Source organism: Nostoc paludosum FACHB-159 (assembly GCF_014698835.1).
Taxonomy (GTDB): domain Bacteria; phylum Cyanobacteriota; class Cyanobacteriia; order Cyanobacteriales; family Nostocaceae; genus Nostoc; species Nostoc paludosum.
This window is the reverse complement of the sequence record NZ_JACJTU010000002.1, coordinates 324,415-349,057: the sequence shown is the minus strand read 5'-3', so window position 1 is coordinate 349,057 and position 24,643 is coordinate 324,415. Positions and strand designations below refer to the sequence as shown.

General features: G+C 42.0%; 20 protein-coding genes and 1 other RNA gene. 13 read left to right on the top strand and 8 right to left on the bottom strand.

Annotation, left to right across the window (positions count from 1 at the left end; genetic code table 11):
* Positions 1–7: 7 nt before the first annotated feature.
* On the bottom strand, positions 8–1,312 hold the full coding sequence (locus H6H03_RS03830; protein ID WP_242057739.1) for an efflux RND transporter periplasmic adaptor subunit: 1,305 nt from the start codon (positions 1,310–1,312) through the stop codon (positions 8–10).
* A gap of 767 nt (positions 1,313–2,079) precedes the next feature.
* On the opposite strand from H6H03_RS03830, the gene H6H03_RS03825 reads away from it, so the two are divergent.
* The 3 genes from H6H03_RS03825 to H6H03_RS03815 all read left to right on the top strand — a co-directional run bounded on the left by H6H03_RS03825 (position 2,080) and on the right by H6H03_RS03815 (position 3,479).
* Positions 2,080–2,592, top strand: coding sequence for a hypothetical protein (locus tag H6H03_RS03825; RefSeq protein ID WP_190953802.1), 513 nt, complete (start codon positions 2,080–2,082; stop codon positions 2,590–2,592).
* 190 nt (positions 2,593–2,782) lie between these two features.
* The gene (locus H6H03_RS03820) at positions 2,783–3,202 is read left to right on the top strand and encodes a COG3650 family protein (RefSeq protein WP_190953801.1); all 420 of its coding nucleotides are present in this window, start codon (positions 2,783–2,785) and stop codon (positions 3,200–3,202) included.
* 58 nt (positions 3,203–3,260) lie between these two features.
* Entirely contained in the window at positions 3,261–3,479 is a 219-nt protein-coding gene (locus H6H03_RS03815; RefSeq protein WP_190953800.1) for a hypothetical protein, read from the top strand.
* 119 nt (positions 3,480–3,598) lie between these two features.
* Here H6H03_RS03815 and H6H03_RS03810 read toward each other — a convergent pair whose 3' ends face one another.
* Positions 3,599–4,756, bottom strand: a complete 1,158-nt coding sequence (locus tag H6H03_RS03810) for a BMP family ABC transporter substrate-binding protein (RefSeq protein WP_190953799.1) — start codon at positions 4,754–4,756, stop codon at positions 3,599–3,601.
* Positions 4,757–5,005: 249 nt separating this feature from the next.
* On the opposite strand from H6H03_RS03810, the gene H6H03_RS03805 reads away from it, so the two are divergent.
* Positions 5,006–6,538, top strand: a complete 1,533-nt coding sequence (locus H6H03_RS03805; RefSeq protein WP_190953798.1) for an acyl--CoA ligase — start codon at positions 5,006–5,008, stop codon at positions 6,536–6,538.
* 119 nt (positions 6,539–6,657) lie between these two features.
* On the opposite strand, the gene H6H03_RS03800 is transcribed toward H6H03_RS03805, so the two are convergent.
* On the bottom strand, positions 6,658–7,584 hold the full coding sequence (locus H6H03_RS03800) for a CPBP family intramembrane glutamic endopeptidase (RefSeq protein ID WP_190953797.1): 927 nt from the start codon (positions 7,582–7,584) through the stop codon (positions 6,658–6,660).
* Positions 7,585–7,848: 264 nt separating this feature from the next.
* Here H6H03_RS03800 and H6H03_RS03795 point away from each other — a divergent pair, with 264 nt between their 5' ends.
* Positions 7,849–8,835, top strand: a complete 987-nt coding sequence (locus H6H03_RS03795) for a 2-dehydropantoate 2-reductase (protein ID WP_190953796.1) — start codon at positions 7,849–7,851, stop codon at positions 8,833–8,835.
* Positions 8,836–8,955: 120 nt separating this feature from the next.
* Here the strand turns inward: H6H03_RS03795 and H6H03_RS03790 are convergent, their stop codons facing one another.
* Positions 8,956–9,954 (bottom strand): methyltransferase domain-containing protein, encoded by a 999-nt coding sequence (locus tag H6H03_RS03790; protein ID WP_190953795.1) that lies wholly within the window; start codon positions 9,952–9,954, stop codon positions 8,956–8,958.
* 205 nt (positions 9,955–10,159) lie between these two features.
* Here H6H03_RS03790 and H6H03_RS03785 point away from each other — a divergent pair, with 205 nt between their 5' ends.
* On the top strand, positions 10,160–10,738 hold the full coding sequence (locus H6H03_RS03785) for an NADPH-dependent FMN reductase (protein ID WP_190953794.1): 579 nt from the start codon (positions 10,160–10,162) through the stop codon (positions 10,736–10,738).
* A gap of 65 nt (positions 10,739–10,803) precedes the next feature.
* Here the strand turns inward: H6H03_RS03785 and H6H03_RS03780 are convergent, their stop codons facing one another.
* Both H6H03_RS03780 and H6H03_RS03775 read right to left on the bottom strand, forming a co-directional pair.
* The gene (locus H6H03_RS03780) at positions 10,804–11,379 is read right to left on the bottom strand and encodes a hypothetical protein (protein WP_190953793.1); all 576 of its coding nucleotides are present in this window, start codon (positions 11,377–11,379) and stop codon (positions 10,804–10,806) included.
* A 135-nt stretch (positions 11,380–11,514) separates the two neighbouring features.
* A complete protein-coding gene (locus H6H03_RS03775; protein ID WP_190953833.1) occupies positions 11,515–12,480 on the bottom strand; it encodes an acetamidase/formamidase family protein in 966 nt (321 codons plus the stop codon).
* A 189-nt stretch (positions 12,481–12,669) separates the two neighbouring features.
* Between H6H03_RS03775 and H6H03_RS40095 the strand changes: the two genes are divergently transcribed.
* A complete protein-coding gene (locus H6H03_RS40095; RefSeq protein WP_242065733.1) occupies positions 12,670–12,900 on the top strand; it encodes a hypothetical protein in 231 nt (76 codons plus the stop codon).
* A 41-nt stretch (positions 12,901–12,941) separates the two neighbouring features.
* On the opposite strand, the gene H6H03_RS03765 is transcribed toward H6H03_RS40095, so the two are convergent.
* Positions 12,942–14,024 (bottom strand): MraY family glycosyltransferase, encoded by a 1,083-nt coding sequence (locus H6H03_RS03765; protein ID WP_190953792.1) that lies wholly within the window; start codon positions 14,022–14,024, stop codon positions 12,942–12,944.
* Positions 14,025–14,180: 156 nt separating this feature from the next.
* On the opposite strand from H6H03_RS03765, the gene groL reads away from it, so the two are divergent.
* From groL to H6H03_RS03735, 6 genes are all read left to right on the top strand, one after another.
* Positions 14,181–15,842: a chaperonin GroEL gene (gene groL / locus H6H03_RS03760; RefSeq protein ID WP_190953791.1), complete on the top strand. Its 1,662-nt coding sequence runs from the start codon at positions 14,181–14,183 to the stop codon at positions 15,840–15,842.
* A gap of 489 nt (positions 15,843–16,331) precedes the next feature.
* Entirely contained in the window at positions 16,332–17,474 is a 1,143-nt protein-coding gene (gene corA, locus H6H03_RS03755) for a magnesium/cobalt transporter CorA (protein ID WP_190953790.1), read from the top strand.
* A gap of 64 nt (positions 17,475–17,538) precedes the next feature.
* Positions 17,539–18,234, top strand: a complete 696-nt coding sequence (locus H6H03_RS03750; protein WP_190953789.1) for a hypothetical protein — start codon at positions 17,539–17,541, stop codon at positions 18,232–18,234.
* 120 nt (positions 18,235–18,354) lie between these two features.
* An RNA gene (gene rnpB / locus H6H03_RS03745) (RNase P RNA component class A) lies at positions 18,355–18,779 on the top strand.
* A gap of 1,196 nt (positions 18,780–19,975) precedes the next feature.
* Complete coding sequence (gene rnc / locus H6H03_RS03740; protein WP_190953788.1) at positions 19,976–20,695, top strand: ribonuclease III; 720 nt, start codon at positions 19,976–19,978, stop codon at positions 20,693–20,695.
* Positions 20,696–20,882: 187 nt separating this feature from the next.
* A complete protein-coding gene (locus H6H03_RS03735) occupies positions 20,883–22,013 on the top strand; it encodes a Gfo/Idh/MocA family protein (protein WP_190953787.1) in 1,131 nt (376 codons plus the stop codon).
* A 220-nt stretch (positions 22,014–22,233) separates the two neighbouring features.
* Here H6H03_RS03735 and H6H03_RS03730 read toward each other — a convergent pair whose 3' ends face one another.
* Entirely contained in the window at positions 22,234–24,360 is a 2,127-nt protein-coding gene (locus H6H03_RS03730; RefSeq protein ID WP_190953786.1) for an ATP-binding protein, read from the bottom strand.
* Between the last annotated feature and the right edge of the window lie 283 nt (positions 24,361–24,643).

Sequence of the window (24,643 nt, the reverse complement as noted above, 5' to 3'; positions counted from 1 at the left end):
CCTAGATTTAGGATTGCGGTTGAATGGGTGTGCCTTCTCTAAGTTTGAGAATGCCAGAGGTGACTATGGTTTCGCCGGGTTTGAGTCCGTCGAGGACTTGATAATTTGTTCCTTGAATCTCACCCAGACGCACTAAACGCTGATGTACAATTTGCTGCGGTTTGCCGTTGACAGTTTTGTTTTCTGTGACGAAGACAAAACTTTGTCCGCCAATGCGAGAAATGGCAACGGTAGGAATTAATACACCCGGTTGTCGGTTCCAAATTATTCGAGCTTGAACGTATTGCCCATCCCGCAATCGCCCTTGGGAATTGCTAAAGCGTGCTTTACTTAAAATCGATTGCTGGTTAGAACTTACCGTTGGAGAAATATAGTTAATCGCACCGGTGCCTATTACTTGTTGGGTGGTGGGATTGAGCAGCTGCACCGGCAATCCAACTCTCAGTTGCTGCAATCGATTTGAGGGTACAGAAAGATTTAAATCCAATGCATCGTTTTGGGTAATTGTGGTAATTGTTTGTCCGGTGTTGACGTAATCTCCAACTTTTACAGGAAATTCACCGACTATGCCAGCGATGGGGGCTACTACTCGTTTGAGGTTAACATTGACTTGGGCAGCAGCCGTACCTGCTTGGGCTTCGCGTATATTGGCCTGTGCTTGCCGCACTGCTGCATTAGCCGCGGCAACTTCTTTTTCTGCGGCTTGTAAATCAGCGATCGCAGCTTGTAAATTATTTCTGGCTAAATCTAATTGTTGCCTGGCTTGGGCGCCTTCGCTAACTAATTGTTGGGTACGATTGAATTGTGTCTGCTGAAGTTGGACGTTTGCAGTTTCCTTAGTACGCTCCGCTTGGGCTTGTTGCAGTTGTGCTTGAGCCGTTTTTAACCCCGCTTGCGCTGCATTGACAGCTGCGATGGAACTAGCCACATTTGCCTGAGTCTGATCTAAACTCAAAGATGCGATCGGTGTTCCCTTCTGGACTCGCTGACCGCTAGACACGAGAATCGCTTCAATTCGCCCTTGAGTTTGCGGCTGTAGCGTGACTTTTTGCTGCGCTTCTAGACTTCCGACAAAATCTGAAGTTTGTTCGGTGGTGGTAGTACCAATTTGCTGGACTTTCACCGGCAATGCCGAGTTTTTACCATTTGCTGCGGGAGCATTTTGAGTGGGGGTAGCTGATTGCTGAGTTCCAAAACGCGAAAACACAGCCATCCCGCCAATAGCTAAGACCAGACCCAACCCCAAACCTACCAATAACCCTTGTTTTCCTGAAAGCTTTCCTAGAGAATTATTAATTTTAGAAGTTTCCAATGACTTACCCTCCAACTGCCTAAGCACAACAACTAGAATTAGTCAGCGATCGGCCTAGTAGTCACAAAATTATCAGGCTGAAAGCGAGGTAATAGCAATTCAAAATTCAAAATACTGATAGACTCGTAAATCTTCCATTTAGTCTGGGTCTTAAACCCATTTTTTCATCTGCAAATCTGATTCAAATTCATACTAAATTTTGGGACATTAGTCCGGAATTATATTGATTTAAAGTAATCTTTAAGAAAGATAAAATATATTTTTAGCCGCCACTTCTATCAAAAGTACAATAATAAATAAACAGAGAGTTACTTCTAAAGTATTAAAAGTATTTCTTTCAAGTGGTTCTCTAGAAAGATGTTTTATTGCTTGAGGTTTGGTGTCCTAGTTCTTGTGTGCGTGCAATTTAAATTTTCCAGTTTGAAAATGCTAACTTGTTTTGTAATATTTTCATATATATATGAAATAATAAATAATAGGACTTAGCCACAAACTCTCTGAAACTCTTATTTCTCTATGCCTTCTGCGTCCTCTGCGGTAGCCTGCGGCAAGCCGTTTTGCGTCTAGGTTATTTCATTAATTGTGCATAACCCATGAATAGAATAAATTGAAAATCAGTAACTCAATTATACAAATTATCTAAAATTCAGGAACACATCCCAACTCAAAAACCCTTCTGGATATGGCTTTGCTAATTTTGAATTGCTATTAGAAGATAGCTGATTTTGAATAGAAGTTTTGCAAACAATATAGTTGGATTTTGCCCTATGAATTACCTGATTGCGGTTTTACCAGATAAGTCACAAGCAGAAGCAGCTTATTCTGCGTTAACAAAGGAAGGTTTATCTCCAAACCAAGTAGATATTTTGGGAAGTGGCTATAAAAGTGCTGATCATTACAACCTCATCGACCCGAATCAACAAGCTGCCAAAGGAGCAAAGCGATTAATATACTGGCTAATACCTTTTGGATTTATTGCCGGTTATGCGTTTAATTATCTAACTGGCATTAAAATTTTAGCGATCGCTGATATCGGCAATCATATTATTGGTGGACTTTTAGGAGCAGCTTCTGGTGTTTTAGGTGCTTATTTCGTTGGTGGTGCAGTTGGTTTAACCGTAGGTAGTGGCGATGCTTTGACATATCGCAATCGTTTAGATGCAGGCAAGTATTTAATAGTGGTTAGAGGAACAGAGGAGTTAACTCGCCAAGCTACGCGTATCCTACGGTCTTTTGAGCCAGAAAATATTCAAGGGTATGTAGAGCCAACTAGTGCTTAAAATAATCTCCACCTCTAGTGGTCTATCAAGACAACTTTGCATAGTAAGACAAATTTTTATTTCTTTTTTCCCTTCTTCGTTTGCGTTCTTCTCTAACGAGACACTGCGCGAATGCGTCCTTCGCGGTTCGTTCTTTTACCATTCAAACTCCGCTTGATAGACTACTAGTAGGATTAGTTGTACTCGATACATGAAAAATTTCATCTGTTGTGTTGCTTTGCTTGGATTTGGTGCTAGTTTATTAGCTAACAGCCCCAGTACTGCTAATGAATTCTTGATTAATAGGAAAATTGCACAAACTACTAAAAGTGAAGAATTCATCGCTAGAGGTACAGAACCGTTTTGGAGCGTTCTTGTGAGTAAGAGGGGAATTGTCTACTCTTCACCCGATGTGCAAAAGCAAACTTTCTCCTATATTGCACCCTTAAAAGCAGAGGCGCGTCCCGCAGATTTGGTGCGAGTCTACCGACTTCAGGGCAAAGGCAACAATATCTTAATCATCAAAAAAGTTGATGCCTGTAGCGACGGTATGTCAGATAAAGAGTATCCTTACTCGGCAATTTTTATCCTCGGAAATAAGGTTTTAGAAGGTTGCGCCGAGAAAAAATAAGGTATTGGCAAAGTAATATTTTACAGGAGTTAGCGGGGCGATCGCGTCAAATTCAAGTATGCCTATACCTACGCAAGTAATTGGTTCTGGTCAAGCCATTGCACATCGTTATCTTAAAGTTTTGAGTGTTCCCTTTTTTGAAAGTTATATTGCCGAACAACCAAGTTACTTGTCATATTTGAGTACAGATTACGCTAATACAATTAGTCAGCAACCACTACCTTTAAGTTTAATTAAATCTCTAACTTCTGAACAACTAGAACAAGCGTTTCAATAAGAAACCATAACGCTAATACCAATTTAATATGAAGACGCATATAAATACCCCACCCGCGCTAGCGCGCACCCTCCCCTTGCCAAGGGGAGGGTTGGGGAGGGGTAAAATTCTATGCAGCTTCACGAAGAATTGGTATAAGATTGTTGTTTAGGAATTGACCCTTCAATTCCTTCAACATACCAATCCATTGCCAGTTGTTGCTTATCATCTAATACCTTGCCTTTTGGCACTCGTACTACACCTTTTTGGTCTTTCACTGGGCCGTCAAAAGGATGTGCAGTACCTTGAATAAATTCATCACGCTTGGTGTTTATTAATTGTTGTACATCAGCCGGAATCACTTGATTCATCGGAGAAATATCCACCATTTCTTGACCAATACCATCCCAAACTTCTTGAGATTTCCAAGTATTAGTCATTACAGCCAAAGCTCTATCTGTATAGAATTTGCCCCATTTATTAATAGCTGATGTCAAATGAGCTTTTTGACCAAACTTGCTCATATCTGTGTTATAGCCAAAAGCATAAATCCCTTTTTCCTCAGCAAATTGTACAACAGCACCAGAATCGGTATGCTGAGTCAGCACATCCGCACCTAAATTAAACAATGCTTGAGCCGCTTCTCTCTCTTTAGCTGGATCGTACCAAGTTTGCGCCCAAAGTACCTTAACTTTTGCCTGGGGATTTGTTAACCGCATTCCTTGAGCAAATGCACTGATTCCACGAATTACTTCCGGAATCGCGTATGCTCCAATAAAACCAATTACATTTGATTTTGTCATTTTGCCAGCAATCATGCCGGTTAAATAACGCGGTTCTTCAAAACGTCCTAAATAAGTGCCAACATTAGCAGCACGTTTGTAACCCGTACAGTGTTCAAAGAAAATATCAGGAAACTCTTTGGCAACTTTAATTGTTGGGTTCATGTAGCCAAAGGAAGTTGTGAAAATTAATTTGTTACCATCTAATGCTAATTGGCGGATTACTCTTTCAGCATCAGCGCCTTCATTCACATTTTCCACAAAGGTAGTTTTTACCTTATCTTGAAGATTGGCTTCCATGTGTCTGCGACCTAAATCATGAGCATAAGTCCACCCAAAATCGCCCACAGGCCCTATATAAACAAATCCCACTTTCAGAGGTTCATTTACAACCACAGGTGATGCTACAGGAGATACTTCACCTGATGAATTGGAATTTCTGCCTTGAATACAACTAGTTAAGGCAAAGCTAGATCCTGCTAAAGTAACATAGTTGAGAAATTTCCGACGATCCATATTTATCGATATTGGTTGAACTGCTGAAAAAGTTTTTTCTGATTTTTAGTAGCGACAGACACAACGTTTAGTTAATTTTACCTTGAGGAGTGGGGAGAGGAGGCAGGAGGCAGGGGAAAAGGTTAAAGGGAAAAGGGAAAAGGAATAAATTTAATCTTTTTGCTTTTCCCCTTACCCCTTTCACTTTCCCCATGCCCTGTTTGCCTAATGCCCAATGTCTAATTCCCAATACTTTTTAGAGGTTTTGCAATGAATTTATTTGAGCTTTTAGCAGGGGAAGACAATCATCTAGCCTTGGTTACGCCTGAGGGGCGATCGCTAACTTATAAGCAATTGCGCGAAAATATTACTGGGCTAGTATCTCAACTCCACAGCTTTGGACTCAAACCCGGAGAACGCATTGCCATTGCCATGAATAATGGTTCGCCAATGGCAATTACTTTTCTGGCTGCTGCTTTATCTGGTACCGCCGCACCTTTAAATCCCAAATACAAACAAGATGAATTTGCCTTCTACTATGCAGATACCCAGGCAAAAGCACTGATTACTCTGTCTGATGAACCAGAAGCGGCCATTGCTGCCCTCACTCCCGACATGATGTTGATTAATGCTAAGGTCAATACTGACGGTACTTTGAGTTTTGAATTGAGGCATGGGGCATTGGGCATGGAAACAGGACAAGGTAGCAATCTTTCTCCCTCATCTCCCCACCTCCCCACCTCCCCTTCATCTGACGATATAGCGATGATTCTCCACACCAGCGGCACCACCAGTCGTCCCAAGCGGGTGCCAATTCGTCATCGCAATCTCATTGCTTCTGCTAACAACATCATTGGTGCTTATTCGCTCACCGCAGCTGACACTACACTTTGCTTAATGCCCTTATTCCACGTTCATGGTTTGGTAGGCTGTTTGTTGGCAACTCTGGGATCTGGCGGTACGCTAGTTTGCCCCAATGGTTTTAATGCTCTAGAGTTTTGGAAACTGGTAGAAACTTACAAACCTACCTGGTACTCGGCAGCGCCAACTATGCACCAGACAATTTTGGCACGCGCTAGCCGCAATACAGAAATTGTCAAAGCAAATCCCTTCCGTTTTATTCGCTCTAGTAGTGCTTCTTTGCCCCCAATTATCATCGAACAACTAGAAACAACTCTCGATGCTCCTGTGGTGGAATCTTACAGTATGACTGAAGCATCTCACTTAATGACTACCAATCCTTTACCACCAAAAGTCCGCAAACCGGGTACTGTCGGTTATGGCTTCGGCGTGGAAGTCGGCATTATGGACTCGGAAGGTAACTTGCTACCCCAAGGAAGTTTGGGCGAGGTGGTGGTAAAAGCGCCAAATGTCATTGACGGCTACGAAAATAACCCAGAAGCCAACGCCACTGCTTTTGTAAATGGTTGGTTCCGCACAGGGGATCAAGGCACAATCGATGAAGATGGCTATCTGCGCCTGACTGGACGGATAAAAGAATTGATTAACCGGGGTGGAGAAAAAATTTCTCCTTTAGAAGTAGATGATATTTTGCTGCGCCATCCCGCCGTCGCCGAAGCCCTAGCATTTGCCGTCCCCCACAAATCTTTAGGAGAAGATATTCACGCAGCTGTTGTTCTGAAAGCAGAAGCTAGCGAAAAAGAACTTTTAGCTCACTGTTCAACTATGCTGGCAAATTTCAAAGTGCCCAAGCAAATTCACATTTTAGAGCAATTACCCCGTGGTGCCACTGGGAAATTACAACGCTTGGCAATGGCGAAGCTGCTTAGTATTGGGGAGTAGAGAGTAGAGAGTGGGGGATGGAGGGATGGGGAGGTGGGGAGAGAAGGGAGTGTCGAGTTGTGAACTCGGAAAGTAAGGCTTTGAATTAGAAATTTGGTGGAGGTAATCTAAAATCTGTTTTAGTTAGAGTGTTGTTTTCCTCTACCAAAGAAGAAGTAGTAAAATATTGCGATCATTGCCCAGAAAACAACCAAACCTAACCTTGGATCTCCAGCATCGTTGATAGTTAAGACAGCAGGTGTCGGAATTACTGAATCTTTAGTATTAACGAACAAAAAAGCAAAAATATTATTAGCTGCATGGACACCTAAGGAAAGTTCTAAGCGATTATCTTTTAGGGTAAGTGCTGAAAAAAATACACCCCATGAAAAGTATTGCAATGCCACCCATATTTCTCCCCGTTGCATTTCTGGGTTACTCAAGTGTGGCAGCGTAAACAACAAACTGGTAACAAGGATTAATACAAGTCGCTGCCGAGATAATAGTCCCAGTCCTTGAAGTAAATAACCGCGATACAAAAATTCTTCGGCGGAGGTTTGGATGGGAGTAAGCACTAAAACTAAGGGAAAAAGGGGAAGCCACTGGGCTAAGTCAAAAGTCCAAGAATAAGCTTGCGGTTGTATTAGGTAATCTACTCCTGTGAAGGCTATTAAAATAATTAACCAGACTAGAAAACCTGATATTAGACGCTGAAACTTAAAAGAGCTATCAGCACTAATTAGAGTTTTTATTTGGCGTTTGTGCAACGAATTAATAGTTACAAATATACCTAGCCATGCACACAAAACAGGAATACTATAAATAACAAAATAACGAGTTTGCGAAGCCTGTAAATAAAGCTCTAATTGGTTTTGGAATTCAGACGGTAAATTAGAAACTTCATTTCCATTAGCAGCACTAGAAACCAAAAATAAAATAGTTGCTAAAATCCCTGAAGCGAATGAACCTATATACCAATACGAAAAGACAATCAGGAAAACTCCTAGTAAGTAGCGCCACCAATTATTTTGACCTTTCTTAGCAGCATCGAGAAAATTTTGGTTCATATATTATTCCTGTTTTTGTGAAATTATTTGTAGGCAATAGGCAATAGGCAATAGGCAATAATAATAAAAGATTAATTGTCTGTTAGCTCTTGCTCTTTGCGTTAAGGTATACGTAATTTTTACAAAATTAAATTGGATTCATATAGTTGCTTTGGATAGTTATTACAGTTAAAGCAACTTTACTATAGATTTGTCGGCTAATAAGATTTTTGAATTTTTCAATTTAAAATCGTAATAAACTATAATTTATATCCTTTTGAAAATATGAAAATCTGTATTGTTGGCGCAGGTGCGATTGGTGGATATTTAGGAGCAAAATTGGCATTGGTTGGTGAAACAGTGACGCTAATTGCTCGTGGTTCTCATTTGGAAGCAATTCAAAAAGATGGGCTGAAACTAGTGATGACGGACGGTTCTAGCCAAGTTGTTCGTCCGGCTTTGGCAACTAGTAATATTCAGGAAGCGGGACAACAAGATGTAGTAATTTTAACTGTTAAAGCTCACAGCGTTCCAGCGATCGCCCCCTCCCTTTCCACACTCTACAACCCTGACACAACAGTTATCACAGCCCAAAATGGTATTCCTTGGTGGTACTTTCATCATCACGGCGGTGAGTATGAAGGAACACGCATTCAATCTGTCGACCCAGATGGAATTGTTGAAGCTGGTATCGGTGTTGACCGCGTTATCGGTTGTGTTGTTTACCCGGCAACTGAGATAATTGAACCAGGTGTAATTAAGCATATTGAAGGCGATCGCTTTACTCTGGGTGAAATTGACGGCAGCAAAAGCGATCGCATTCAATTATTAGCCCAAACTCTCAAACAAGCAGGATTCAAAGCACCAATCCGCAATCAAATTCGCACGGAAATCTGGATTAAATTATGGGGTAATGTCGCCTTTAATCCCATTAGCGCCTTAACTAGTGCCACTTTAGAGGATATTTGCCGCTATCCCCTCACCCGCGAACTAGCACGGCAAATGATGACAGAAGCCCAGGCGATCGCCGAAAAATTGGGTATAAAATTTGGCATTACCTTAGAACAGCGAATTAATGGTGCAGAAAATGTTGGCGCCCACAAAACCTCAATGCTACAAGATATTGAAGCCGGACGCCCCACAGAAATAGATGCCATCGTCGGCGCGGTGGCAGAATTGGGTAAACTCACTCAAATTCCCACACCTCATATTGATGCTATCTTCGCCAGCGTTAAGCTGTTAGAAGCGACCAAACAAAAGAATAATTACTAACAGGACTTACGCAAAATATCTCTCAAACTCTCATTTCTCCGTGAACTCTGTGCCTCTGTGGTAGCCTGCGGCAAGCCGCTTTGCGTCTACGTTCTTCCGTGACTCGTGCGTAAGTCCTAACTAATTACCAATTATTTGAGTTTGCTTAGCAAAATTTTTGTCCGTCAATTCTGTGGGTGAATTCGCCCGCACAGCGCGGAACATTCCAAATCGGCACAGCCCTGTACCAAATGCCAAACGCATCAGCAATAAAGTCGGCACCTCCCGCACAGACTTGATAAAACCAGACAGTCCAAAACGCACTAATCCCTCCGGCCGGGCTATTCCTTGCCAGATGGAATCTAACCAAGAAGGAAGCGTTTCCCTCGTCCAGTCTGCCGTAACCACCTCCCCCTGGACTAATTTCGTCTCTGCCAAAAGCTCGCTAAACCCTTCTATGCTGGAAAAAGCTGGATGAGACCACTGTTCGAGGAGTTGTTTCATTACGGGTTTCTCCCAAAAATTGAGTGGCTTTTGGCGGTCATCCCTCTGATTCCAGTCAGCTACAACCAAAACCCCACCAGGCTTTAGCACCCGCATTAATTCTCTAGCAAAAACAGCTTTATCGGGCATGTGGGGGCCTGCTTCAATCGACCAGACTACATCAAAACTGCCATCTGGAAATGACAGTGCCATTGCGTCATCGACCGCAAACTGGGCGTTTAGCCCTTGGGGCGTTAAATCTTGGGCGCGTTTCACTTGCTGTGGACTAATCGTAATCCCTGTGACAGCAAACCCATAATCTCGCGCTAAAATCCGACTGCTGCCGCCGATACCACAGCCGACATCCAAGACGGTGATACCAGGAGGTAATTTATCTAAACCACCCCATTTAACCATTTCATGTACAAAGTCAGATTTAGCAACTAAAAAATCCTTGCGTCGTGGCGGCGAACCGTAGTGACCGAGGTGAATGTGTTCTCCCCAATAAAACTCTAAGATGCCGTCAACAGTCCATTCATCGTAGGAATTGGCGACTGTTGCAGAAGATTGATATTTGCGAGGAGTCAGGAAATAAACCCCGATTCCTATCACTAAAATCAGAAGAACAGCAATTGCAAAATATACTAAGGTTGACATTGTTTTGAAAGCTTCCCATACACCTAACGTAGCTGGTTGGCTGACAAAACTCAACTAGCATAGCGCAACTTGCCGAGATCGGAGTCTGACCAATTTGCCATAATTTTCGAGCAAATGTGTAAAGAAAATCTAAATTTACGAAAAAGCGATCGCCTAAAAACAGGATAATGCAGCTGAGTTAGCTAATCCTTCTCATTTTCTAACTATGGCATCTACACCGAAAATCCTAGCCTTTGCTGGCAGTACCCGTATAGATTCTTACAACAAAAAATTAGTAAAAATTGCAGCGGCTGGTGCCAAGGCAGCAGGCGCAGAAGTTACATATTTAGACCTACGGGATTTGCCCTTACCTCTGTATGATGAAGATTTGGAAGCTCAAGAAGGAATGCCTGCCAACGCCCGCACACTGAAGGATTTGATGATTTCTCATCAGGGATTTCTCATTGCTTCACCTGAATATAACAGTTCCATCACAGCAGTTTTGAAAAATGCGATCGATTGGGCATCGCGTCCATATCCAAACGAAGCCCCCTTGACTGCTTTTGCAGGTAAAGTTGCTACGATTATGAGTGCTTCACCTGGTGGTTTTGGTGGTTTGCGGGGGTTAGTTCACCTGCGTTCTATTTTGGGAAACATCAAAGTTTTGGTACTTCCCGACCAAATAGCCGTATCCAAAGCTTATGAAGCCTTCAATGCTGATGGCACATTAAAAGATCCCAAACAGCAAGAATCTATTGAAAAGTTAGGTGAGGGTTTAACAAAAATATTGTTCAAGCTCAACTAAATTATTCAGGTGTTCAATAAATAGCGAACACCTAATTATCATTCAATACTGCAAACACTTTCACTTTAATATCTAGGCCGTTGCAATAACCAAACAAGTACTATTCCTGTAATAATTCCATTGACAGTACCAAAAATAATTCCGAAACTAACTAAGGCTAGGACTAAATTGCTGGCAATTACGGACACATTCCAAGATATAGTACTGCTTAAAGCACCACTTATTGTCCAACCCAAAGCACTAGTTAATGTCCAGACTATCCACAAATTAGCTAGCAAAATATGTCTTCTAAGCAATAACCATTGGTATGCTCCAGTAATAGCCCCGCCGATCGCGCTACAAGTAGTGTAGCTAATAACCCAGCACACATTACTATCTACATACTTTGTACAAAAAGACCTAAAATTATAATTTAATAGATAAAAAAAGACTATTGCTACTACAAAGACCCCTACAAAATTCGTGAGCATCCACCATCGGCTGAGTCTATTAATTTGCTTTTTGAGTATTAACCACTGAGCTAGTCCAGGTACGATTGGAGTGATAAAAAGCGAAATCATAGCAAAGCATACACAAAAACTAACTGCATTAACTAATACCCACTCTGTCCAAAAATTGTCGTTTGTTTGCTGGTTCGACATGTAACCTAAGTCTTGTCAAATAAAGTAGTAAGTATAATTTGAGCGAGTGGAAAATAAATATATAGAGCATAGAATGATGTAAAAACCTTAAATCAATTATTAAGGCAAGAATCTGAATATTTCAATTTTCAGAAATTATAAATTAATAGCCTTAGATAAAATTGATTTGGGTAACATTCCATGTACGCCTTTTTGGGGACTATTCACAACTTGAGTGATGCGAAAATTGACAGCTAAACTACACAATACATAAGCATCTTCTGGCGACAAATTGGCGAAGCGTTCCAGAAAATCAATCGTATTTTTTAAAGCCAGTTCTAATGCTTCATCTAAGGTTTGAGCAAAACCCATTGTGATAATATCAGTTGGAGTTTCGGCAATTGGTGTTGTTAATTTTAAATCCTTGCGGAGTTTGAGTGTAATTCTACCGTTCATGGAAGTCTCAATGGCGGTTACATTAACTTCGCCATCTCCCTGTGCAGAGTGTCCATCACCGATTGAAAATAACGCACCTGGAACAAAAATCGGCAAGAATAAACGAGAACCTGCTTGAAGTTCGCGGTTATCGATATTACCGCCGTAATAGCCTGGTGGGACGGAAGTTCGAGAGGTTTCTGGGGTAGCAACACCAAGAATTCCAAAAAAAGGTTTAACGGGAATTTTAATTCCAGTACCGGGTGGAAATTCGGCAATATTGTTTGCTAAATCCAAAGGAATGAATCTTAAAGCTGGTTGAGAAAACTGATGTGGTAAAGCTCCCCAACCTGTACGAATTGCATTAAAGCCTACAGGTAAACTAGGTGCGATCGCTTCTAATTTTACTTCTAAAACATCTCCTGGTTGGGCATCCCGCACGTAAATCGGCCCTGTGAGTAAATGCGGCCCTCCAGCAATTTTGCGTTCTGGTAAAAGATTTTGGCAGATGTCGAGAAATTCTGGCGTGAGAAACTCTGGTGGCGCTTTCTCATAAATGTAATAACCAGTATAAGTTTCTACATCAACTGTATCGCCGGAGTCAATACTGAGTGCTGGGTTTAGCAGATGCGAGAAACCACCTAAATGCACGGTATCCTTAGTAGCTTTTAAAGTGTAGTGAGCGATCGCTCTACCTCCTTCTAACTCTGGGAATTTCCAATTTCAGGTTTCCTAAGTTAAAAATTTTCTTTAACTTACCCATACAGAGAATAGACATAGTACGGCTACTATTGCAATACCCACCCTATAACCAATCCCCTACCTTGGTCAACAACCTCAATTAATGCTGGTTACATTGCCTTGGTTTCGGTATTCATGTTGCTGTTATGCGGCGGTATTTCCCAAGAAGAATTTTTTGAGTCTTTGGGTTCGGATGTCGTCTGGTTAATGATAGGTGCGTTTATTTTGGGAAGCGCAGTCAAGCACGCTGGTTTAGCCTTTAATTTGGAAGCCCCCATCGCGTTTTCTAGAAAAACAGAAGTCAGGGCTGACATCGACAGCCCTGACTTCCCACGCTCTACAATGATTATTATTTATAATCACTGAGGATTTTATTTTTTAAAAGCCCTTATAACCGTGAAAGTGTACTAATGTTGTTGACGTATCCTTTGCCACACAGTAAAGCCCAAAAGCATAATAATACTACTAGCGGTAGCTAACATTACAGCGAAAGTCATACCTTGTATTCTCATTGCTAGCAAGTTGCAAACCAAAGTAATTCCCCACAGCGTGAATGCTGCATGACGTTGGGAGAGTCCCCAAGCTAGCAAGCGGTGGTGTAGGTGGTCTTTGCCAGGAGTGCTTAGAGGGTTATTTCCTGCTAATATCCGCCGTACAAATACTTGAGTAGTATCTAGCACGGGCAATAGCAGAAATAAAACCGTGGGTACAAGGGCGTAGACTGTGTTTTGTTGCAGTTTGCCTAAAATACTAGTTGCTGCCAAGACATAGCCGAAAAAGTATGCTCCAGCATCACCCATAATAATCCTTGACGGATGGAAGTTGTGGCGTAAAAAGCCCAGTGCCGCACCCCCCAAGGCTGCCAAAACTAAAGTTGCCGCTGCACGGTTGTTAAATTGGGCTGCAACGCCTAACAAACTCATGGCGGTAATAAAGCTGATTCCTCCCGCCAAACCATCCATCCCATCCATCAAATTGATGGCGTTGGTAATCCCTACTACCCATAGTACTGTCAGGCACATGGACAGAAGCGAGTCGATGGGTGTGCCAAATAGTACTTTGACACTGATGCCGTTAGCTACGAGTAACAGTGCTGTGACAATTTGTGCCCACAAACGAACGGAGGGCGGTAAACCGAACTGATCGTCAATAAAGCCTACTAGAACTAATATTGAACCCCCCAACAGAATAGTTAGTACCTGAGCCAATACGTTTTGGAGTTCGATAGGTCGTAAAAGACTGGCTAATACCAGCGCGGCAATTACACCCGCGTAGATAGCTAGCCCCCCTGCATTGGGCAAAGGTTCTCGGTTGAGCCGCCGTGCGTTGGGTTGGTCTGCCCAACCTACTCGCAAGGCGAATTTGCGTACAGTCGGAATTAAACGCCAGGTTACAAGCCAAGCTAAGAGGAACGTAAATACCACTGCCAACCAGCCGGTGCCGCTAGGGTCGGCAATACCAAGGGATTTAAGGGAGTTGTCTAGGTTCATCTCCCAATTCAAGCATTACTGCCAGTATTTAATATGAGGATCACCTGTATATTAATCAATTTTTCATTTCCATTTGTAACTTGACTTGCTGGAGACATTAGCACTCTTGACCTGTGAGTGCTAAATTGTCTAATGGAAGCGCTTGAGAAATAAAACATGGCGAAAATTATTGCATTTGACGAGGAATCGCGGCGAGCTCTAGAAAGGGGTGTTAACGCCCTTGCCGATGCCGTAAAAATCACCTTAGGCCCCAAAGGTCGTAATGTCCTTTTAGAAAAAAAATTTGGCGCACCTCAAATTGTCAACGATGGTATCACTGTTGCCAAGGAAATTGAATTAGAAGATCCTTTGGAAAATACAGGTGCAAGACTCATCCAAGAAGTAGCATCAAAAACTAAAGATGTTGCTGGGGATGGCACTACAACTGCTACAGTTCTGGCACAGGCTTTGATTCGGGAAGGTCTCAAGAACGTTGCTGCTGGTAGTAACCCAGTGAGCTTAAAGCGCGGGATCGACAAGACTGTCGAAGCGTTGGTAGAAGAAATTGCCAAGATAGCTAAGCCTGTAGAAGGAAGTGCGATCGCTCAAGTTGCCACCGTCTCCGCCGGTAACGACGAAGAAGTTGGTGATATGCTAGCCCAAGCAATGGAAAAAGTCACCAAAGATGGTGTCATCACCGTTGAAGAATCTAAATCCCTGACAACTGAACTAGAAGTAGTTGAAGGGATGCAGATTGATAGAGGTTATATTTCTCCCTACTTCGTCACCAACAACGAACGGCAAATTGTGGAATTTGAAAACGCCCGCATCCTGATTACTGATAAAAAAATCAGCAGCATTCAGGATTTAGTGCCGGTGTTGGAAAAAGTCGCCCGTTCCGGTCAACCTTTGCTGATTATCGCGGAAGATGTGGAAGGAGACGCCTTGGCAACTTTGGTTGTGAACAAAGCGCGGGGCGTACTTGCTGTAGCTGCCATCAAAGCCCCTGGTTTTGGCGATCGCCGCAAAGCTTTATTACAAGATATTGCCATTCTCACCGATGGACAAATGATTTCTGAAGAAATCGGCTTGAGTCTGGATACTGCTTCTTTAGAGACCCTGGGAACTGCTCGGAAAATCACCATTGACAAAGAAAATACCACAATTGTCGCTGGTAGTTCCACCAAGCCAGAAGTGCAAAAGCGCATTGGTCAAATTCGCAGACAGTTGGAAGAAACCGATTCTGACTACGATAAAGAAAAACTCCAGGAACGCATCGCTAAGCTAGCTGGCGGTGTGGCGGTGATTAAAGTGGGTGCAGCCACAGAAACCGAACTCAAAGACCGCAAATTGCGAATTGAAGACGCCCTCAACGCCACTAAAGCAGCCGTCGAAGAAGGCATTGTTCCTGGCGGTGGAACCACCCTGATTCACTTAGCCAAGGCAGTAGAAGCATTTAAAAACACCCTGGAAGCAGAAGAAAAAATTGGGGCTGAAATTGTTCAGAAAGCATTAGAAGCTCCTTTGCGTCAAATAGCAGACAACGCTGGTGCAGAAGGTTCTGTGGTTGTTTCTAGAGTTCGGGATACCGAATTTAACATTGGTTACAACGCCGCTACCGGAGAATTTGAAGATTTGATCGCAGCTGGCATTATTGACCCCGCTAAAGTCGTGCGTTCGGCTATACAAAACGCCGGTTCCATTGCTGGTTTAGTCTTAACCACCGAAGCGATCGTTGTTGAAAAACCTGAAAAGAAAGCCGCTGCTGCTCCTGACATGGGCGGCATGGGTGGCATGGGCGGCATGGGCGGTATGGGCGGCATGGGTGGCATGTTCTAAGCTCTCCCCATCTACAGATGTAAGAATTCAGAATTCAGAATTCAGAATTCAGTAGCCAAGCCAAATCCCGACATAAATATTTTTTAAGCAGTTTGTCTTACCAAGGCAAACTGTTTTTTATACCATTGCTGATTCAGAAGCAATATGTTATCTCTATTGCTGGTAACTCACTGAAAATAAATAAATTCATCCCATTTTCAAAAATATTTGCGATACATGAATTGGCAGTAAGGGCGTACAGCTGTACGCCCCTATCCATAGATCTGTCGCATTTTGATTGCAAATTGGTATTAATTATGCAAGTTTCAGTAATTAGTGGTAAATACAACTGACTACTAACAAAATGCTGATGCTCATATGAGCTACGTAAATAATTACAGAATTTAGAAATTACCACCTTTTTATTAATTTTTGTAAAATAACGTGTATGTCATTTGCCCTCTGTTATTCGCTAATGACCAATGACCAATGACTATTAGGTAATATTTCATGCCACGAAAATTGCGCCGCGCTCTGAAAGTAGTAACAAAAGCATTTGAAGAGGAGTTCCATCACCAACCTGGAACTGTACCGGGAACGATTTTTATTGATGCAGACGCTCCACCGCCAATAATTTTCTTGATTGACTATTGCCAGACGAATTTTATTCGCGAACAAATAGCAACTCCAGAAGAATGTATTCCATATCTAGAGATGGAAAGCGTTTCTTGGGTAGACGTACAAGGTTTAGGTAGTCAAGATATATTACAAAGATTGGGTCGAGTTTTTGATTTACATCCTCTTGTTTTAGAAGATGTGGTCAATGTACCAGAGCGTCCGAAAACAGAGGATTATGAAGACCAATTACTTTTCATTTCTCGCATGGTAGTACCAAAGGAAAAAACATGTGGTTTTTATAGCGAACAAGTGAGTTTGATATTGGGTAAAAATTATTTGCTCACAGTCCAAGAAGAACCAGAGCATGATTGCTTTGAACCAGTGCGATCGCGAATTGAAAAAGGCAAAGGGATCATCCGTACTCAAAAAGCCGATTATTTAGCTTATGCTCTGTTAGATGCCATTATTGATGGCTATTTTCCAGTACTAGAACTTTATGGCGAGCGAATCGAAGAATTAGAAGAGGAAGTAATAGTTAAACCGACTCCGCAAACACTACAAAGTATTTATCAAATTAGGCGAGAATTACTACAATTACGTCGTGCTATCTGGCCACAGCGAGATGCAATTAATTCGTTGATTCGTGATGGCAGCGATCTGGTTAGCGAAGATGTGCGAATTTACCTGCGAGATTGTTATGACCATGCAGTGCAAGTCATGGATATGGTGGAAACTTACCGAGAACTAGCATCTGGATTAATGGATGTATATCTTTCAGCGGTGAGCAACAAAATGAATGAAATCATGAAAGTGTTAACAGTGGTTTCGTCAATTTTTATTCCATTGACTTTTGTTGCCGGAATATATGGTATGAATTTCAATACCGAGAAATCACCATATAATATGCCTGAATTGAATTGGTATTGGGGTTACCCAATGTGTTGGGCATTAATGTTAGCGATCGCACTTGGTTTAGTATGCTTTTTTTGGCAACGAGGCTGGCTGCAAAATTCTGTCCCAGTTAAACGTGATTAAATATTGCAGGCGATCGCCCAGTGGAATATACATTCATTAGTACGGGAGTTAATATTTTAGAATTATGAGGAGTAGCGACCAGAATTTAATAATTTTGACGATTTATATTATTGTTGTCTCTTATGTTTTTAACCGGATGGTTGAATCCATCGACGACCAAATTAAATTTGAGTTTAAAAAAGGAACTGTTGACGATCAGCTAAAAGAACAAAATCTCGACGACAAAATTGGGATTTCCTTTAAATTCAAATCTTCATACCCAATTGACGACCTCAAAGATTTATCGCTGAGTATTGAAAATAAATCTGAGAATATCGCCGTATACGTTGATTGGGACAATAGCTCTTTGGTAGTTGAACATAGCAAACAATCGCGTCGAGTAATTCGCAAATCACCAGACTTAACCCGCGACTTAGCTGTACCCCAAAGCCCTAGCTTGATTGCCCCCAAGAAAACACTTTCCGAAACAGTGACAGCAGAAGATGTTTTGCAGCGCGATCAAGCAACTGGAACCTACTCAGCTAAAAAGCCACTAATTGATATCAATGGGCTGCAAAAAGGGCAAAAAAAATTGTACAACGACTTTATAAATAGAAGAAAGGAGTTAGACTTTTCTCTGCAATTAGTATTAAGAATATCTGAAGTGCGTGTAGGTTTAGCTCCCGGTGTTAATTTCCCTCCTATTAGCATTATCAATTGTCCTTTCACAGTCAGAAAACTACCTTGGACTTACGCCCTACCTTGGAATAAAAAGAAGTAATAAGCTGGCGAGAGCATCTAAGGCAACAGTCAACATGAAATCTTATCCCCCTTTGATGGCTGGGATCGGCTTACTAACTTAACACAGTATGCCATCCAAGATTACACTGGATGTAGGGAGAGAGTAGGCGCAGGCGGTTGCAGATCCGTGATAGTCACTGGTTTGAGGAAAGTCCGGACTCCCGAAAGACCAAACTTGCTGGATAACGTCCAGTGCGAGCGATCGTGAGGATAGTGCCACAGAAAGATACCGCCAAAATAGTTAGGAGTTAAAAGTTAGGAGTTAGGAATTATTAATTCTTAACTGTCAACTCATAACTCCTAACTAAATTTGGTAAGGGTGCAAAGGTGCGGTAAGAGCGCACCAGCAGCATCGAGAGGTGCTGGCTCGGTAAACCCCGGTTGGGAGCAAGGCCAAAGGAACTACGGTTGGTCTTTTACCAGTTCCGCTCAACAAGAGCCGCTAGAGGCGTCTGGTAACAGGCGTCCCAGATAGATAACTGCCCTCGTAAGAGAACAGAACCCGGCTTATGTCCTGCTCTTTCCTTCAAAATGGAGTATCAAACTTTTTCGGTTTGTACTCCATTATTTTTTGTACGGTTTTTGTGCGATCGCCAATTCATCAAATGTAATACCAATTTCAAAAAAGAATGCGACAAATACACTGGGTAGGGGCGCAGAGCTGTCATTGGTATCAACTTAACGTGAAACCCGCTTTGTGAAGAGGTTTTGCCCTCACCCCCAGCCCCCCAAGCGAGCTACAGTGTACACACATCTCTGTAGGAAACCAAAATCCTCGTAGATCCGTCATTATCCTCCTTAAAAAGGAGGACTTTGAAAGATTTTGCCCCCCAATTTATCGGGGGGTTGGGGGGATCAAAAGTCTGCGGCGCAACTCTAGAAGACTTGTGTGTACACCTTAGCCCCAAGCGAGAGGGGAGCCAATGATTTAATTCCCCTTTTCCTGTGGGAGAAGGGGTTAGGGGATGAGGGCGTAGTATTGTCAATAAAACTTGTTCGTTACTTACTCCAGAACGTCCCGGAGTCAATAAAACTTGTTCGTTACTTACTCCAGAACGTCCCGGAGTCACTAAAACTTGTTGATTGAGAATTTAAAAATAAAATTTTTGACTAAAACTTCTATTTGACTTATCGTTGAAGCCTTATTTATAATTAAAAATCTAATTTTTTGAGAAAAGATTTATTTTTACTTATCAAAAAACATAATTTTCTAACTAAAAATCATTTTGTATAAGCTCCGCTTAAGCTGTATTAGCTCAATCTTCTAGTTTCCTTATTAAAGGACGAATTTTTGTTACTTATCTTCATAAAAATATTAAGTCTATACACCACAGGATACAAGGAATTTTTCGCCCAGGTTCGCGTAGCGTCTCGCACAGAGAGGCTAGTTTTTTCCGCTGTTCCCGCTCCGAAGAAGCTTTATAAAAAATCGATCGCTGAGTAAGCAGGGAAAACAGAGGAAGAAAAATCTGATAGTCGCCTTCGATGGAGGAATTAAGTAAACTGAGTTAATAGCCTACTTGTACCAAAAATGTACTACATATATTACTCGTACCACTGTTTGATCGCTCAAGATTACGATTAATTTGTACGTTTTGAAAAATAGTAATCTGAAATACGTGTAATATCATTAATCTGGACATGACTCGACTTACTACCGACTCTTTCTTGATTTGTGAATGAGCAATAACTAATCACTAATCACTCTTGACTAAGAACTGATGACCCTAGTTTATCCACGCCGTCAACGACAACTCGAAAGCTTAGTCAAAAAATTTGGTTTGCCAGCACAAGCACCAATCAAATGGCAACTATTGGACTTAGCGCTAACTCATCCTACTGTTTCTGACTCAGCAAATTATGAACAGTTGGAGTTTGTTGGTGATGCGGTGGTACGGCTAGTATCAGCTGTTGTGTTGTGGGAACATTACCCAGATTGCCCAGTAGGAGACTTTGCGGCAATTCGTTCGGTGTTGGTGAGCGATCGCATTCTCGCCCAATTAGCTAGAGAGTATGGTTTAGAACTATATTTACTAGTTGCTGGCAGTGCTACGGCTGATAAAGTTGGTCAAGAATCACGACTAGCAGATGCTTTTGAAGCAGTTCTGGGTGCGCTTTACTTAAGTACTCAAAATTTAGAATTAATTCGCCCTTGGCTAGATCCCCACTTTCAACAACTAGCAACAGAAATTCGCCTCGACCCAGCTAGACTTAATTACAAAGCTGCTCTACAAGAATGGACACAGGCACAATTTAAAGTTTTACCAGAGTATCGAGTTGTAGAAGCCAATCAACCCCACCGCAATCAAGAACGTTTCCTTGCTGAAGTCTGGCTACACGGAAACATGCTCGGACAAGGTAAGGGACGCTCAATCAAAACCGCCGAACAAGCCGCAGCTAAAGTAGCTTATTTAGCAATTGCAAATCAGGAAAAACCCTGAACTCAAAAGACTGGAATTAAACTAATAATTCAGATGGTTGTCATTGGGCATGGGGCATGGGGCATTGGGCATGGAAAGATGAGGGAGACAAATCAATTCAAAATTCAAAAACTTCTGCCTTCTGCCTCCTGCCTCCTGCCTCCTCTTTTCCCATGCCCTATGCCCAATAACTAATGACTAATAAAAAATGACAAATCAAATTAAAATCGCTGTTATCGGAGTTGGGCGTTGGGGAGTGCATTTACTAAGAAATTTTTTAGCACACCCACAGGTAAGTGTTATTGCTGTAGTAGATCCCCACCCAGAAAGATTGGCAGCGGTAAAACAGCAGTTTAACTTAAATCAAGATGTAGTATTAACAACACAGTGGCAGGATTTAAAGCAAGTGCCAGGGCTGACAGCAGTGGCGATCGCAACTCCGGCTACCACTCACTATGCTTTAATTAAAGACGCTCTGCAACAGGGATACCATGTTTTGGCAGAAAAACCCTTAACTCTCGACCCAATAGAATGTCGAGAGCTTTGCCAGTTAGCAGAGCAGCGTCATTTAATACTCATGGTTGACCACACCTATTTATTTCACCCAGCAGTTGAGCGGGGACAAACTATAGTTCAAGCGGGCAAATTGGGCGATCTGCGCTATGGCTACGCCACCCGCACCCATTTAGGCCCTGTGCGCCAAGATGTAGATGCTCTATGGGACTTAGCAATTCACGATATTGCTATTTTTAACACATGGTTGGGTCAGTCCCCTGTGAAAGTACAGGCAACGGGTACAGTGTGGCTACAAGGAGGTGGGGAGCAGGGGAGCAGGGGAGCAGAGGAGAAGAAAAATATGAATTCTCCTCTGCCCCTCTGCCCCTCTGCCCCTCTGCCTCAAGGTTTGGCTGACTTAGTATGGCTAACACTGACATATCCAGATAACTTTCAAGCTTATATTCACTTGTGCTGGCTGAATCCCGATAAGCAGCGACGGTTGGGGATTGTAGGCAGCCTTGGCAGCTTAATTTTTGATGAAATGTCGCGATCTTCGCCTCTAACCTTGCTACATGGAGAGTTTGAACAACAGGGCAACCAATTTATTCCTGTAAATCAAAGTCAGGTGATGCTGGAATTAGAACCAGGAGAACCATTACAACGGGTTTGCGATCGCTTTGTTGTCTCTATTCTTAACAATACTCCTCCAGAGGTTTCTTCTGGCTGGGTCGGCACCCAGTTAGTAGAAATTCTTGCTGCTCTAACAGTATCTCTTAAAGAAGGCGGCAAACCTGTTTTTCTCAATGAATGCTCGACTAATACCATTTCACGAAAAATGTGATACAGATTTAAACCCTGAAAACCTTGCTGTATCTAAGTTTTTTAATTGCGAATTGCGAATTGCGAATTGGTATAACGTCCCGCTACGCTAATACCAGCAAGTGGTGTGAAACAAATCCAAAATCGGACTTGTGCTGAGGGGAGCCGAAGGAAGTTGAAGTAGGGTTCGCGTAGAGAAATCAAGGTAAGCCGAAGTCTAAAATCCCAAATCCAAAATCGTCTTACCTTTGAGAAGTCCCATTTGCGTAAACCCCTCCTTTTGGAAGACTTAGCAGGATAGTCTGTTGGGGCGAAAGACTAATTTGATAAATCTCCTTACCAGGTAGCTGCTGAAGCTTCGCGGAGTTCTTTTTGTCTACCCCTACTTTCTCGGATTTGTTGATTCCCACAGCCACAGTTCTTCCAGACTCCTGTGGACTCGGCTGACGGCTTACCTTTACCCCATCGTTCCCAGAGGAGAATCCAAGATCCCCTGCATTTCGCTGTTTATTAGAAATAGGTAACAGGGAAATATCAATCAAAGGTAAGGTGATTTTAACTGTTGTACCTTGATGAAGTCCCACACTTTCAAGGGTGATGGTACCTCCCATGAGTTCGATTAAGTTTCGTGAAATTGCCAGCCCCAGTCCAGTACCTTCATATTGACGTGTGGTTGTGCCATTCACCATTACAAAGGGGCGAAACAATTTGTGCTGTTGAGCCGGATCGATACCTATACCTGTATCTTTAACGATCGCGACTGCCTGAGATTTACCATTAATATATTCAATTTCTGTACTAATGGTAATGCTTCCAGCGTCAGTGAATTTAGTAGCGTTACCGATAACATTAATTAACACCTGCTTGAGTTTTGCGGCGTCTGCGTTAATTGGTATCGGTTCAGTACCTAATTCACATTTCAATTGCAAGCCTTTTTGTTGAACGTTAACTGATTGTAAATTGATGACCTCTAGCAATAATTGTCGCAGGTCAAGAGGTGCTGTGACTACTGAAAGTTTGCCTGCTTCAATTTTAGAAATATCGAGTAAATCATTAATAATTCCTAACAAGTGAATTGCTGTTTCATCTGCACGTTTGAGAAACTCTACTTCTTCATCTCGGTCGTCACATAAGCCATCTGCGACCAAGCGAATACAGTTAATAATAATATTCAATGGGTTTCTCAATTCGTGGGAAGTTGTAGCCAAAAACTGACTTTTAACTTGGTTAGCACTTTTTGCTTCTTTCCAAGCGGTTTCTAGTTCTTCTGCCCCGGCTTTGAGTCGTTGTACCATTTGGTCTAGCGCTTGGGCTAGTTGATCGAATTCTTTGATTTTGAAGTTACGGGGAACTGGCTGTGCGGCGTGGTGAGAGTGAATATTGAGAGCGTAGTCTCGCAATTCTTCTACAGGACTTGCCAAGTAAGGAGCTAGATATAGGGATGCTAATAAACTTGCACCAATTAAACCAACTGTTAAAACGATGAGGATGAGTTTGATTTCTTCTAAACCAAAAAGGGCATTATCAACTGTGGTAACAGCTAAGATTATCCATTTTTGTTGGTGTTGCTGACTGAGTGGATTGGCGATCGCAGTATAGCCGGCAACTAATTCTCGATCCTCAAAAGATAAATTTATGGAATCGTTACGTCCAGCAATTGCATTTTTGATTATGCTTTTGAGTTGGGAAGCATTTGGATGCTGTTCGATATTAGTTCCTACCCAACCTGTTAATGGATGGGCCAAAATTGTGCCGTCTTCAGCAATCACTACCATAGCGCCTGTGAGCGATCCCGGCCGATTTGTAGTTTTTTGGTACAGTGCTGACTTAATACTTAAACTGTAAACTAAATTTTTTCGGCGATCACTAACTGGTGCAGATAAAACTAATTGCAGCTGATTTTGCCTGTTTCTTTTTCCAGTCATTCCTGACTTTGGCGGAAAGACTGCTTTGACATCAATTCCGTCACTAGGCAAAGGGTATTTTAAGTCTCCAATTACTTCATCACCACAATCGCTGGCAATTATTTTCTGACTGAGGAGTTCTGTTAATTGGACGCACTCAATACTCCCTGGGAGTTGTTGCCTAAGCTGTTTAAGAATTTCTTCCTCTTCTAACGGCAAAATTGAGGGAATTACTGTTGTTTTACTTACACTCAACAAATGCGCTTTTAATAGAGCGATCGCATCTACAGTTTTCTCGGCTTTACTAATAGCGCTTTCTGTTAAATTCTGACGGGCAGTTGCCAATATGCTAGAACGTGCCTTATTCAAAGCCACAATTTCACCTACTAGTAAAACTGGCACGAACAACAGCAATATTCTCGTTACTAAAATTCGGCGAAAGGATGATTGGCGGGAATTAGTCATCGACTGTCTCACTTTGCATCTGCAAACCGTAAAAGCAAAGATATGCAACTTAGAGCGGCTAAATGAGACATTTCATCATGTTATCATAACTTGATTTTCAATGTTTAAAAATAACAAATTGTTATAGTAGAAAAAGAAACGTAGTATACCAAAATTTATATACGGTGGATGTAAAAACGATTTGTGTTGCATATGAATACAGTAGTTAAATAGTGAAACAGTAGTTTGTAGGCAGGAATTTTTTTCCACCTACACACTTTAAAGCAAAACTCCAAAAATATGA

What these genes read in the sequence shown, in the direction of transcription:
- groL (WP_190953791.1), top strand. Translation starts at nt 14,181, where the DNA reads ATGGCGAAAATTATTGCATTTGACGAGGAATCGCGGCGAGCTCTAGAA.
- H6H03_RS03765 (WP_190953792.1), bottom strand. Translation starts at nt 14,024, where the DNA reads ATGAACCTAGACAACTCCCTTAAATCCCTTGGTATTGCCGACCCTAGC.
- H6H03_RS03735 (WP_190953787.1), top strand. Translation starts at nt 20,883, where the DNA reads ATGACAAATCAAATTAAAATCGCTGTTATCGGAGTTGGGCGTTGGGGA.
- H6H03_RS03795 (WP_190953796.1), top strand. Translation starts at nt 7,849, where the DNA reads ATGAAAATCTGTATTGTTGGCGCAGGTGCGATTGGTGGATATTTAGGA.
- H6H03_RS03780 (WP_190953793.1), bottom strand. Translation starts at nt 11,379, where the DNA reads ATGTCGAACCAGCAAACAAACGACAATTTTTGGACAGAGTGGGTATTA.
- H6H03_RS03810 (WP_190953799.1), bottom strand. Translation starts at nt 4,756, where the DNA reads ATGGATCGTCGGAAATTTCTCAACTATGTTACTTTAGCAGGATCTAGC.
- corA (WP_190953790.1), top strand. Translation starts at nt 16,332, where the DNA reads ATGCCACGAAAATTGCGCCGCGCTCTGAAAGTAGTAACAAAAGCATTT.
- H6H03_RS03790 (WP_190953795.1), bottom strand. Translation starts at nt 9,954, where the DNA reads ATGTCAACCTTAGTATATTTTGCAATTGCTGTTCTTCTGATTTTAGTG.
- H6H03_RS40095 (WP_242065733.1), top strand. Translation starts at nt 12,670, where the DNA reads ATGTTGCTGTTATGCGGCGGTATTTCCCAAGAAGAATTTTTTGAGTCT.
- H6H03_RS03825 (WP_190953802.1), top strand. Translation starts at nt 2,080, where the DNA reads ATGAATTACCTGATTGCGGTTTTACCAGATAAGTCACAAGCAGAAGCA.
- H6H03_RS03785 (WP_190953794.1), top strand. Translation starts at nt 10,160, where the DNA reads ATGGCATCTACACCGAAAATCCTAGCCTTTGCTGGCAGTACCCGTATA.
- H6H03_RS03805 (WP_190953798.1), top strand. Translation starts at nt 5,006, where the DNA reads ATGAATTTATTTGAGCTTTTAGCAGGGGAAGACAATCATCTAGCCTTG.
- rnc (WP_190953788.1), top strand. Translation starts at nt 19,976, where the DNA reads ATGACCCTAGTTTATCCACGCCGTCAACGACAACTCGAAAGCTTAGTC.
- H6H03_RS03800 (WP_190953797.1), bottom strand. Translation starts at nt 7,584, where the DNA reads ATGAACCAAAATTTTCTCGATGCTGCTAAGAAAGGTCAAAATAATTGG.
- H6H03_RS03750 (WP_190953789.1), top strand. Translation starts at nt 17,539, where the DNA reads ATGAGGAGTAGCGACCAGAATTTAATAATTTTGACGATTTATATTATT.
- H6H03_RS03820 (WP_190953801.1), top strand. Translation starts at nt 2,783, where the DNA reads ATGAAAAATTTCATCTGTTGTGTTGCTTTGCTTGGATTTGGTGCTAGT.
- H6H03_RS03730 (WP_190953786.1), bottom strand. Translation starts at nt 24,360, where the DNA reads ATGACTAATTCCCGCCAATCATCCTTTCGCCGAATTTTAGTAACGAGA.
- H6H03_RS03815 (WP_190953800.1), top strand. Translation starts at nt 3,261, where the DNA reads ATGCCTATACCTACGCAAGTAATTGGTTCTGGTCAAGCCATTGCACAT.